Here is an 11,750-nt window from a genome sequence, read left to right as displayed (position 1 = left end):
CGGTGTGCGCGAGCCGGCCGTGTCCGGCGGGGCACGGCGCGAAGAGGCGCCTTGCCGTCGCAGTGGCGAGAATGGTGCTGTCCAGCCGCACCCAGGCACCCGGGAGGCGATGACGACATGACCTTCGTGCAGCTCATCGACTGCAGGACCAGCCGCTTCGACGAGATGAACCGGCTGATGGACAGGTGGGTCGAACAGACCCAGGGGAAGCGGACGGCGACGCACGACATCATCGGCAAGGACCGGTCCGATTCCTCGCACTTCATCGAGATCGTGGAGTTTCCGTCGTACGAGGAGGCGATGCGGAACTCCCACCTGCCCGAGACGGACCGGATCTTCCAGGACATGGTCGCGCTCTGCGACGAGGCACCCACGTTCACCGATCTGGACGTGGTGCGCGACGAGCAGCTGAACGTCCGGGCCGCGCGGGCCTTCTTCGAGGCGATGGGCAGGATGGCGCCGGACCGGATCGGGGAGCACCTGACCGACGACTACGTGGACAACGATCCGTCCTACCCGCAGCCCGTGCGGGGGGTGGCCGGGGTGCGCGAGCAGTACGCGGGGTGGCGTACCGCCTTCGACTTCACCTTCCGGATCGACGACCAGATGGCCCAGGACGACCAGGTGTGCACCCGCTGGACCTGGGTCGCCCGGCACAAGGGCGAGTTCCTGGGGATCCCGGCGACCGGGCAGGACGTGAGCATGCAGGGCATGACCTGGCAGCGGTTCCGGGACGGCAGGATCTGCGAGAGCCACTGGGTCTACGACCGGGCGGGTCTGCTGGAGCAGCTGGGGGTACTCGGTGGGTGACGCCCGCGAAGGGAGAAGCCCCCGCTGCCACGGCAGCGGGGGCTTCTTCGAGTGGTGCGTGCCTCAGTGGGCGTGGCCGTGGCCCGCGGCGGCCGGCTCCTCCTCTTCCTTCTTCTCGACGACCAGGGTCTCGGTCGTGAGGAGGAGGGAGGCGATGGAGGCGGCGTTCTCCAGGGCGGAGCGGGTGACCTTGACCGGGTCGATGACGCCGGCCTTGACCAGGTCGCCGTACTCGCCGGTGGCGGCGTTGTAGCCGTTGCCCTTCTCCAGCTCGGCGACCTTGGAGACGATGACGTAGCCCTCCAGGCCGGCGTTCTCGGCGATCCAGCGCAGCGGCTCGACGGCGGCGCGGCGGACGACCGCGACACCCGTGGCCTCGTCGCCGGTCTTGTCGAGGTTGCCCTCCAGGACCTTCACGGCGTGGACCAGAGCGGAGCCACCACCGGAGACGATGCCCTCCTCGACCGCGGCGCGGGTCGCGGAGATGGCGTCCTCCAGACGGTGCTTCTTCTCCTTCAGCTCCACCTCGGTGGCGGCGCCGACCTTGATCACGCACACGCCGCCGGCCAGCTTCGCGAGGCGCTCCTGGAGCTTCTCGCGGTCCCAGTCGGAGTCCGTGTTCTCGATCTCGGCCTTGATCTGGGCGACGCGGCCCGTGACGTCCTCGGACTTGCCGGCGCCGTCGACGATGGTCGTGTCGTCCTTGGTGACCGTGACGCGGCGGGCGGAGCCCAGCACGTCCAGGCCGGCCTGGTCGAGCTTGAGGCCGACCTCCTCGGAGATGACCGTGGCGCCGGTGAGGACCGCCATGTCCTGCAGCATCGCCTTGCGGCGGTCACCGAAGCCGGGGGCCTTGACCGCGACCGCGTTGAAGGTGCCGCGGATCTTGTTGACGACCAGGGTCGACAGGGCCTCGCCCTCGACGTCCTCGGCGATGATCAGCAGCGGCTTGGAGGAGCCGGCCTGGATGACCTTCTCCAGCAGCGGCAGCAGGTCGGCGATGGAGGAGATCTTGCCCTGGTTGATGAGGATGTACGGGTCCTCCAGGACGGCCTCCATGCGCTCCTGGTCCGTCACGAAGTACGGCGACAGGTAGCCCTTGTCGAAGGCCATGCCCTCGGTGAAGTCCAGCTCCAGACCGAAGGTGTTGGACTCCTCGACGGTGATGACACCGTCCTTGCCGACCTTGTCCATCGCCTCGGCGATGAGCTCGCCGACCTGCTGGTCCTGGGCGGACAGCGCGGCGACGGCGGCGATGTCGGACTTCTCGTCGATCGGGCGGGCCGAGGCGAGCAGGTCCTCGGAGACGGCCTTGACGGCGGCGTCGATGCCCTTCTTCAGGGCGGCCGGGGAGGCACCGGCGGCGACGTTCTTCAGGCCCTCGCGCACCAGCGCCTGGGCGAGCACGGTGGCGGTGGTCGTACCGTCACCCGCGATGTCGTTGGTCTTGGTCGCCACCTCCTTCACCAGCTGGGCGCCGAGGTTCTCGTACGGGTCCTCGACCTCGACCTCACGGGCGATGGTGACACCGTCGTTGGTGATGGTGGGCGCGCCGAACTTCTTGTCGATGACGACGTTGCGACCCTTGGGGCCGATCGTCACCTTGACCGTGTCGGCCAGCTTGTTGACGCCGCGCTCGAGGGCGCGACGGGCGTCCTCGTCGAACTTCAGGATCTTCGCCATGACAGCGGGAGCCCTCTCGGAAATCTGTGGGTGAAAAAGGCACTGCGCCCCAGGGCGCCCGGCTTCTCAAGTGGTCGCGGGGGCCAGGGGCGCAGCGTCGAGCAATGTGCTGAGGTGACTTACTTCTCGATGATCGCGAGCACGTCGCGAGCCGAGAGGACGAGGTACTCCTCGCCGTTGTACTTCACCTCGGTGCCGCCGTACTTGCTGTACAGCACGATGTCGCCGGTCTTGACGTCGAGCGGCAGGCGCTCGCCGTTCTCGAAGCGGCCCGGGCCCACGGCCAGGACGACGCCCTCCTGGGGCTTCTCCTTGGCGGTGTCCGGGATGACCAGGCCAGAGGCGGTGGTCTGCTCGGCGTCGAGCGGCTGGACCACGATGCGGTCCTCAAGCGGCTTGATGGCAACCTTGGAGCTGGTGGTCGTCACGATCCGACCTCCCCCTTCGGAGATCTCACGGGGTTAACTGTCTGAGGTGGCGACCAGGTGGATCCGTCGTCGCGGGTGCCGGACCTGCCCGTCGCGTAGTTGGCACTCTCCAGGGGGGAGTGCCAGAGCCGAGACTATGACCGCGATTAGCACTCGGTCAAGCGGACTGCTAATTGCCCGCGGCGCGGCGCCGAGTTTGCCGTGCGCCGTTCGCCTGTGCGGGCGCACGGCGGCGTCAGAGGTAGTCCTCCAGCCGCCCGACCGTCAGCCCTCGTCCCTGGATCGCACGCAGCAGCCGCGTCGTCCGCTCCCTCAGCGTCATTCCGGTCGGCTCCCCGGACGGGACGGACACGATGTCACCGGCGCGCAGACGGCCGGGGCCCTCGGCGTACGTCAGTTCGCCGTCGCCCTCCATCGCCGCCCGCCACAGCACGACCGCCCGCACCCCGCAGCCGGCCGCCGCGCGCAGCGTGGTGGTGTCGTACGTGCCGTAGGGCGGCCGGAAGAGGTGGGGGCGGATGCCGAAGCGGGCGCGGAGCTTGTTCTGCTGGCCGCAGATCTCGGCGCGCTGGCCGGCGTACGGCAGACCGCGCAGGGCCGCGTGGTCGAGGGTGTGGTTCTGCATCGACGCGCCCACCGAGCGCAGGCGCGCGAAGTGGCCGTAGCCGGGGCCGACCACGCTGTCGGTGAGGAACATGCTGACCGGCAGCCGTAGTTCGCGGACCATGTCCACGAAGCGGGGGTCCTTCTCGGCGCCGTCGTCGTAGGTGAGGAACACGACCCTGTCGCGGGTGGCGACGCGGTCCACGACGGGCAGCGGGTCACGCCCGGGCGGCTGCTGCCGGGCGGGCGGGGACGGCGGCGCGGGCAGCGGGGCGGTGAGGCCCCAGCGGCGGTACGGCTGCGCCGTGGGCGTCGGGCCCTTGGCCGAGCGCGCCTCCTGCGCCGCCTTGTGGCCCGGCACTCCGCCGGGTCCCACCGTCGCGGTCGGCCGGTCGCAGCCGGTGAGCAGGACGGCCGCCACGGCCACCGCCGTCAGCGCCCGCAGTCCCGCCCGTCGCCTCGGCGCCCGCCCGGACCTCACAGGTAGTCCTCCAGCCGGGCCACCGCATACCCCTCGGCCGTCACCTTGTTCAGGAATCGGCGGATCATGTCGGGCATTGTGCCCTTCCAGTCGTCCCGTCCCCGGAAGTGCGTGAGGACGATGTCACCCGGCCGGATCCTGCGGTCCCACTCGCGGTAGTCCCAACGGTCCACGAAGACCTCCTCGTTCCACAGGGGGACGTACTCGATCCCGCATCGCTTCGCGGCGCGCAGCGTGTCGCGGTCGTAGTTGCCGAAGGGGGGCCGGAAGAGCACCGGCCGCTTGCCGTAGCGCCGCTCGATCACCTCCTGCATGCCGCAGATCTCACGCTTCTGGCGGAGGTAGGACAGGGCCGGGAGGTAGGGGTGGTGCAGGGTGTGGTTGTTCAGGACCACGCCTGCGTCCTGCATCCGTTCGAAGTAGCCGTAGTCCTCCTTGATCAGGTAGTCGCTGAGGAAGGCGGTGTACGGCACCTGGAGGTCGGTCATCATCCGCAGGAACGCCGGGTCCTTCTCGGCACCGTCGTCGATGGTGAGGAAGACGACCTTCTGCTTGGTGGGGACGGTGGTGAAGACGGGTGGAAGGCCGAGCTCCTCGTGTCCCGTCACCTCGAAGCCGTCGCGGGTGGTGATCCTCGGCTTCTTGGCGGGCGGCGGCGGAGCCGTCAGCGGCACCCGCGCCAGGCGCCAGCGTCTCGCGGCGGCGACCCGGGCGGCGTGGGCGGCCTGGGCGGACGGGAACTTCCCGGGGGGCGCGGCCTCGGCGTGGGGGTGCTCGGAGCGCGGGTGGGGGCTGCCGACCGGGGGTGGCGCCTTGAGCGGCCGGCCGCTCGGGCCCGCGCCGGCGCCGGACGGCCCGGCGCTTCGCCCCTCGACCGGGGCGCAGCCCGAGGCGACGGCGGCGACCGCGAGGGCCGTGATGCCGCCGCGGATGCGCGAGCGCCGAACCGCCCGGCGGCGGTGTGCCGCAAGCGCCCCATTCGAGCGACTTTTGTCATTTTGTAGTACTACTCGCATGGTGCGGGATCTTCGCAGGCACCCGCCCCGAACCCCGGCCGACACCGCCGCGGGAGGCGATCCGTCAACCAAGTGGCCGACAATGACCCGGTGAACGACCTCGCCTCCTTCTCCTGCCTCCTCACCCCCGAGGGCCACGCCCTCCTCGATGCCGTGCGCGACACCGACCCCGCCGACGAACTCGCTGTCGCCACCCGGCTGCGCCGCGAGCACCCGGCCGAGCTGGTGTCGGCGGCGCTCGGGCAGGCCCGGCTGCGGCAGCGGGCGGTGGCCAAGTTCGGGGCGGCGGACGCCGGGCGGATGTTCTTCACCCCCAACGGGGTCGAGCAGTCGACGCGGGCGAGCGTGGCGGCCTACCGGGCCGGACGGATGAAGGAGCTGGGGGTCGGCTCGGTCGCCGATCTGTGCTGCGGGATCGGGGGTGACGCACTCGCCCTGGCCCGGGCCGGGATCCGGGTGCTGGCCGTGGACCGGGATCCGGTGACCGCCGCGGTGGCGCGGGCGAACGTGGCGTCCCTCGGTCTCGCCGGACTGGTCGAGGTGCGCGAGGCGGATGTCACCGAGGTGGACACGACCGGCTACGACGCCGTGTTCGTCGACCCTGCGCGGCGGGGCGGCCGGGGCAGGGTCTTCGACCCGGAGGCGTACTCACCGCCGCTGTCCTGGGCCGTGGAGGCGGCCCGGAAGGCCCCGCGGGCCGCGCTGAAGATCGCGCCGGGCATTCCGCACGAGGCGGTCCCCGGCGAGGCCGAGGCCGAGTGGATCTCGGACGGCGGGGACGTGAAGGAGGCGGTGCTGTGGTTCGGGACGCAGCCCGGTGCCGTGCGGGCCACCCTGCTGCCGGGGCCGCGGTCGCTGCTCTCCCGGGGGCTTCCCGACCCCCGGGTCCGGCCGGTCGGGAGGTACCTGTACGAACCCGACGGCGCCGTCATCCGGGCGCATCTGGTCGCCGAGGTCGCCGACCAGCTGGACGGCGGCCTCGTCGACGCGACCATCGCCTACGTCACGGCGGACGAGCTGCGCCCGACGGCGTACGCGACGGCGTACGAGATCACCGACCAACTGCCCTTCAACCTGAAGAAGTTGAAAGCGCTGCTGCGCGAACGCGAGGTCGGGACGCTGACCGTGAAGAAGCGGGGGTCGGCCGTCGAGCCGGAGGAACTGCGCAGGAAGGTCAAGCCGCAGGGGCCGAACTCGGCGACCGTCTTCCTGACCCGGGTCGCCGGGGCACCGACCGTGCTGGTGGGCCGGCCCGCCTGACACAGGACCGCAGCGCGGCCCGGCGCAGCAGCGGGCGCCCGCTCCCGCTCGACGCGCGCCGGTTCCGCCGCCCGCGTGGACCGCGCCCGCGCCCGCTCCGTGCGGCCGAGGCGGTCCGGAGGTCGCCGCGCGCACCCGGCGGCACATGGTGGTCCCGCCGGGCGGGTGCGGCGGCGATCGCGTCGACGATCTCCGGAGACGGTCGCAGCCCCTCGGCCATCGGCCCCGGCGTTCGTGCGGCGCCCGGAACCGTCAGCCCACCTCGGACCCGAACCCGGACCTCGCGTAGGGCGCCCCGACCGCCCGGCCCCCGAACACCAGTGCCGCGTCCGTCACGATGCCCGCCGGCCTCCCCCGCAGCAGCCACACCGCCCCGTTGTCGGTGTCCTCGCCCTTCGCCGCGGCGGCGAGGTCCGCGTAGCCGTTGCCGTTGATGTCGAGGATCCGGACGGCGTTGCCGAACGTGTCCCCGGGTTCCGCGGTGCCCGGCACTCCGGCGGTGTTCTGGGTGAACGCCTGGGCGCCCGTCCCCGTCAGCCCGGTGCGGCTGCCGCGCAGGACGTCGACGACGCCCGCGGCACCGGCCTCGCCGAGCCCCTCGCCGGGTGCCCCGACCGCCACGTCGTCGATGCCGTCGCCGGTGATGTCACCGACGGCGAGGGCGGAACCGAAGTGGTCACCGCTCTCCGACGTGCCCGGGACGCCCGGGGTGTCCTGGCTGTACGACATCCAGGTGCCGGAGGGCGTGAGACCGGACGGCGAGCCGTACGCGACCTCGATCTTCTCCGCGTGGCGGAAGCCGACCAGCAGGTCGTCGCAGCCGTCGCCGTTGACGTCGCCCAGGGCCACGTCGCCCTCCCCGTCGGGGGCGGTGGCAGGGGTGAGCCCGGCGGCCGAGGACAGGTAGAACTTGGTGCAGTCGAAGACGCCGTCGCCGCAGTAGGCGCGCAGCGCGAGGTCGTCGCGTCCGTCGCCGTCGACGTCACCGACCGCGCCGTCCTTGACGTCGACGTACCGGAGGTGCTCGGGGTCCAGGGGCGCGGTGCGGGCGGGAGTGCCCGTGCGGGTGAACGGCCCCGTCCAGACGCCGGCCGTGGTGCCGACGGGGTCGTCGCCCGGTGCCTGGCCGGTGCGGAAGACGGCCAGGTCCAGCTTGCCGTCGCCGTCGAAGTCGCCGGTCGTGGTCCGGTTGGCGTCGATCGCGGCGCTGCCGGCACCGGTCAGGCCCTGCGGTCCGCCCCAGACGATCACCGCGTCGCCGGGCCCGGAGACGAACCCGATGACCAGGTCGGCATAGCGGTCGCCGTTCAGGTCGCCCTTGGCGAGCTGTGCCCCGAACTCCTGGTTCTTGACCGGGCTGCCCGGCACACCGCTCGTGGCACGGCTGATGACGGTGCTCCGGCCGGCCGACAGTCCGTGCGGGCCGCCGTACATCACGGTGACGAAGCCCGCTCCGGGCTGTCCGCCGACGGTCCCGTGCAGGGCTCCGACGGCGAGGTCCTGGTAGCCGTCCTGGTTGAAGTCGTCGCGTACAGGCGGTGCGGTCGCGGCCTCGGCGTGGCCTGCGTAACCGGCAGACAGTCCACCGAGGGCGAGCACGCCCGCGACGGCCGGAACTGCCCAACGGATGGACGACTTCAGCAAGAACACCGGGAGACCCCCTGGTCACGTCGACACGGTCGACGCAACAGACTCACCACCGCCCTCAGAAGTTGTACCGGCGGCTCGACGGAACCCCTCTTCAGAGCATCACCGGCACATCGTCGAAACTTTCGACTCGACAACCGATTGGCTTCGGCGCACTCGCGGGGCCGGAGAACGCCCGGCCGTGGAGTGCGCCCGTCCCCCCTCAGGCCGCCGGTGGGGCTCCCGTGCTGCTGCGCACCACCAGGCTCGTCGCCAGCTCCACCCGCGTGTTCGTCGGCGTCCCGTCCTCCCGCGCGAGGGTCAGCACCAGCTTCGCCGCCGCCTCCGCCATCTCCGTCAGCGGCTGCCGTACGGTCGTCAGCGGCGGCCCCATCCAGCGCGCGACCGGCAGGTCGTCGAAGCCGACCACGCTCAGGTCCTGCGGGATCCGCAGCCCCAGCTCGCGGGCGGCCTCGTACAGCCCGAGCGCCTGAAGGTCGTTGCCGGCGAAGACGGCGGTCGGCCGGTCCGGGCGGCGCAGCAGCTCCAGGCCCTGCCGGTAGCCGGTCTCGTGGTGGAAGTCGCCGGGCCGGACCAGGTCCTGCTCGACCGGGAGCCCGGCCGTCTCCAGGGCGGCCCGGTAGCCGTCGACGCGGGCGCGGCTGCACATCATCCGGGACGGTCCGGTGATCGCGCCGATCCTGCGGTGCCCCAGCTCGACCAGGTGCCGGGTGGCGGCGAGCCCGCCCTGCCAGTTGGTCGCCCCGATCGACGCCACGTCGGCGCCCGGGTCGCCCGCCGGGTCCATCACCACGAACGGGATCGACCGGCTGGTGAGCAGGGCGCGCTGGGACTCGTCGAGGCCGGAGAGCACGAGGACCACGCCGTGCGGGCGGCGGGCGGCGACCTGGTCGGCCCAGGTCCGGCCGGGTGTGAGCCGCCCGGCGCTCTCGCTCAGCACCACGCTCAGCCCGGCGTCGCGGGCCACGTTCTCCACCCCCCGGATGACCTCCATCGCCCACGCGCTCTCCAGTTCGTGGAAGACCAGGTCGATCAGGGGCGAGCGGCCGGCCTCGGCGCGGCGGCGCCGGTAGCCGTGGGCGCGCAGGAGTTCCTCGACCCGGCTGCGGGTGGCCGGGGCGACGTCGGCGCGGCCGTTGAGGACCTTCGAAACAGTCGGCGCGGAGACGCCGGCCTCGCGGGCGATCTCGGCGAGCGTCGCGGTCTGCGCGGACCGGCCGGTCGCGGGCGCCGTCGTCGTGGTCGTCCGGGTTTGCGACCTTGTCGTCCGGGTTTCCGACGGTGTCGTCCGGCTTTCAGCGGGCTCACGGGCTGTCATGGCGGCGATCGTATCCCTGCGTGCCCCCTTGACGAACCCTTCTCGCCGCACCTAGGTTCCCGGAACATTCGAGGTGAACAACGAAACATTCGCGAGGCCCCTTCGCCCCGACAGGAGTTTCATGACCCCCGCCCCCTGGCGCGACCCCGCCCTGTCCGCCGCCGACCGCGTCGACGCCCTCCTCTCCCGGATGACCCTGGAGGAGAAGACCGCCCAGCTGTACGGCGTGTGGGTGGGCGCCGCCACGGACGGCGAGGGTGTCGCCCCGCACCAGCACGACATGACCGCCGCCTCCGCCGACGAGTACGACGAGCTGATCACCCACGGCCTCGGGCAGCTCACCCGCTCCTTCGGCACCGCCCCCGTGGACCCGGCGCTGGGCGCGCAGGCACTGGCCCGCGCCCAGCGCCGTATCGCCGAGGCCGGCCGCTTCGGCATCCCGGCGGTGGCCCACGAGGAGTGCCTGGCGGGCTTCACGGCCTGGCGGGCCACCGCCTACCCGGTACCGCTGGCGTGGGGGGCCACCTTCGACCCCCCGCTCGTGGAGGTGATGGCCCGGCGCATCGGCCGGGACCTGCGCTCGGTGGGCGTCCACCAGGGCCTCGCGCCGGTCCTGGACGTCGTACGCGATCCGCGCTGGGGGCGGGTGGAGGAGACCATCGGCGAGGACCCCTACCTGACCGGCACGATCGGCGCGGCCTACGTCCGGGGCCTGGAGTCGGCCGGCGTCGTCGCCACGCTCAAGCACTTCGCCGGGTACGCGTCCTCGGCGGGCGCCCGCAACCTCGCACCCGTACGGGCGGGCGTCCGGGAGTTCGCGGACATCACCCTGCCCCCGTTCGAGATGGCGCTGCGCGAGGGCGGGGCGCGCTCGGTGATGGCGGCGTACAACGAGACGGACGGCGTGCCGGCCTCCGCGGACCCGTCGCTGCTGACCGAACTCCTCCGTGAACAGTGGGGTTTCACCGGCACGGTCGTGGCCGACTACTTCGGCATCGGCTTCCTGGAGACGCTGCACCGCGTGGCGGGCGACCCCGCCGAGGCGGCCCACGCGGCGCTGGCAGCCGGCATCGACGTCGAGCTTCCCACCCTGAAGTGCTACGGCACCCCCCTGGTGGAGGCCGTCCGGGCCGGCGAGATCCCGGAGGAGCTGGTGGACCGGGCGGCCCGCCGGGTGCTGCTGCAGAAGTGCGAGCTGGGCCTCCTCGACGAGGACTGGACCCCGGAGCCCACCGGCCCGGTCGACCTCGACTCCCCCGCGAACCGGGCGGTCGCCAGAAGGCTGGCCGAGGAGTCCGTGGTGCTGCTCGACAACCCCGACGGTGTGCTGCCGCTTGCCCCCGACACGAGGATCGCGGTCGTGGGCCCGCGCGCGGCCGACGCCCTGGCGATGCTGGGCTGCTACTCCTTCCCGTCGCATGTGCTCACGCACCACCCGGACGTCCCGACGGGCATCGAGATCCCCACCGTCCTCGAGGCACTGCGCGCCGAACTGCCCGACGCCAAGGTGACGTTCACGGAGGGCTGCGGGGTCTCCGACGCGGACACGGCGGGCTTCGAGGAGGCGGTGGCCCGGGCGTCGGAGGCGGATGTGTGCCTGGCGGTACTGGGCGACCGGGCGGGACTGTTCGGCCGTGGCACGTCGGGCGAGGGCTGCGACGCGACGGACCTGCGGCTGCCCGGCGTGCAGGGCGAGTTGCTGGACGCCCTGGTGGCGACCGGTGTCCCGGTGGTCCTGGTCCTCCTCACCGGCCGCCCCTACGCACTGGGGCGCTGGCAGGGGCGGCTGGCAGCCGTCGTCCAGGCGTTCTTCCCGGGTGAGGAGGGCGGCCCGGCCGTGGCCGGGGTGCTGTCGGGCCGGGTCAGCCCGTCGGGCCGCCTGCCGGTGAGCGTGCCGCGCGAACCCGGCGGCCAGCCGTGGACGTACCTGCAGCCGCCGCTGGGGCTCGCGGGCGAGGTCAGCAACCTGGACCCGACGCCGTTGTACGCGTTCGGACACGGGCGGTCGTACACGAAGTTCACGTGGGACGCGTTCCAGGGGACCGCCACGGAGATCACCACCGAGGGCACCCATGACCTCTCACTCACCGTCCGCAACACCGGTGACCGCGAGGGTGCCGAGGTGGTCCAGCTGTACCTGCACGACCCGGTGGCGTCGGTCACCCGGCCGGACGTACGCCTGATCGGCTACCAGCGGGTTCAGTTGGCGCCGGGCGAGGCGGCCCGGGTGGCCTTCCGCTTCCACGCCGATCTGTCGTCGTTCACCGACCGTTCGGGGCGAAGGGTGGTCGAACCGGGCGTCCTGGAACTGCGGTTGGCGGCGTCCAGCACGGACGTACGGCACACCACGCGGCTGAACCTCACGGGGCCGGTACGGCAGGTGGGGGCGGACCGGCGGCTGCGGTGCCCGGCCGAGGTGACGGCGCGGGCCTGAGCCGCGCGTGGCGGACGGGGCCGGATGGTCGGGCACGCCACCGCGCAAGCCGTGGCCGGCCGGGCAGCAG

At 72.5% G+C, this 11,750-nt stretch carries 9 protein-coding genes; 3 read left to right on the top strand and 6 right to left on the bottom strand.

From position 1 onward, the window contains the following. Positions 1-117: 117 nt before the first annotated feature. Entirely contained in the window at positions 118-810 is a 693-nt protein-coding gene (locus ACWCPI_RS06730; protein ID WP_451037049.1) for an ester cyclase, read from the top strand. Between the two features lie 63 nt (positions 811-873). Here the strand turns inward: ACWCPI_RS06730 and groL are convergent, their stop codons facing one another. The 4 genes from groL to ACWCPI_RS06710 form a co-directional block, all read right to left on the bottom strand. Beyond that, positions 874-2,493, bottom strand: coding sequence for a chaperonin GroEL (gene groL, locus ACWCPI_RS06725; protein WP_451037048.1), 1,620 nt, complete (start codon positions 2,491-2,493; stop codon positions 874-876). Between the two features lie 119 nt (positions 2,494-2,612). Further along, complete coding sequence (gene groES, locus ACWCPI_RS06720) at positions 2,613-2,921, bottom strand: co-chaperone GroES (protein WP_003998759.1); 309 nt, start codon at positions 2,919-2,921, stop codon at positions 2,613-2,615. A 235-nt stretch (positions 2,922-3,156) separates the two neighbouring features. Further along, positions 3,157-4,005, bottom strand: coding sequence for a polysaccharide deacetylase family protein (locus ACWCPI_RS06715; protein WP_451037047.1), 849 nt, complete (start codon positions 4,003-4,005; stop codon positions 3,157-3,159). Beyond that, positions 4,002-5,021 (bottom strand): polysaccharide deacetylase family protein, encoded by a 1,020-nt coding sequence (locus tag ACWCPI_RS06710; RefSeq protein WP_451037046.1) that lies wholly within the window; start codon positions 5,019-5,021, stop codon positions 4,002-4,004. The genes ACWCPI_RS06715 and ACWCPI_RS06710 overlap by 4 nt, the downstream gene beginning before the upstream one ends. Positions 5,022-5,111: 90 nt before the next feature. On the opposite strand from ACWCPI_RS06710, the gene ACWCPI_RS06705 reads away from it, so the two are divergent. Then, on the top strand, positions 5,112-6,281 hold the full coding sequence (locus ACWCPI_RS06705; RefSeq protein ID WP_451037045.1) for a class I SAM-dependent methyltransferase: 1,170 nt from the start codon (positions 5,112-5,114) through the stop codon (positions 6,279-6,281). 252 nt (positions 6,282-6,533) lie between these two features. Here the strand turns inward: ACWCPI_RS06705 and ACWCPI_RS06700 are convergent, their stop codons facing one another. Together ACWCPI_RS06700 and ACWCPI_RS06695 are read right to left on the bottom strand one after the other, a co-directional pair. Further along, entirely contained in the window at positions 6,534-7,931 is a 1,398-nt protein-coding gene (locus ACWCPI_RS06700) for an FG-GAP and VCBS repeat-containing protein (RefSeq protein ID WP_451037044.1), read from the bottom strand. Between the two features lie 199 nt (positions 7,932-8,130). Then, positions 8,131-9,246 (bottom strand): LacI family DNA-binding transcriptional regulator, encoded by a 1,116-nt coding sequence (locus ACWCPI_RS06695; RefSeq protein ID WP_451037043.1) that lies wholly within the window; start codon positions 9,244-9,246, stop codon positions 8,131-8,133. Positions 9,247-9,367: 121 nt separating this feature from the next. On the opposite strand from ACWCPI_RS06695, the gene ACWCPI_RS06690 reads away from it, so the two are divergent. Then, on the top strand, positions 9,368-11,680 hold the full coding sequence (locus ACWCPI_RS06690) for a beta-xylosidase/alpha-l-arabinosidase (RefSeq protein ID WP_451037042.1): 2,313 nt from the start codon (positions 9,368-9,370) through the stop codon (positions 11,678-11,680). Positions 11,681-11,750: the final 70 nt, after the last annotated feature.

The sequence above is a fragment of the Streptomyces sp. NPDC001920 genome (assembly GCF_053594495.1).
Note: the sequence above shows the minus strand (reverse complement) of the source record. Positions and strands in the feature narration are given on the sequence as shown.

What these genes read in the sequence shown, in the direction of transcription:
- groL (WP_451037048.1), bottom strand. Translation starts at nt 2,493, where the DNA reads ATGGCGAAGATCCTGAAGTTCGACGAGGACGCCCGTCGCGCCCTCGAG.
- ACWCPI_RS06695 (WP_451037043.1), bottom strand. Translation starts at nt 9,246, where the DNA reads ATGACAGCCCGTGAGCCCGCTGAAAGCCGGACGACACCGTCGGAAACC.
- ACWCPI_RS06710 (WP_451037046.1), bottom strand. Translation starts at nt 5,021, where the DNA reads ATGCGAGTAGTACTACAAAATGACAAAAGTCGCTCGAATGGGGCGCTT.
- ACWCPI_RS06730 (WP_451037049.1), top strand. Translation starts at nt 118, where the DNA reads ATGACCTTCGTGCAGCTCATCGACTGCAGGACCAGCCGCTTCGACGAG.
- ACWCPI_RS06690 (WP_451037042.1), top strand. Translation starts at nt 9,368, where the DNA reads ATGACCCCCGCCCCCTGGCGCGACCCCGCCCTGTCCGCCGCCGACCGC.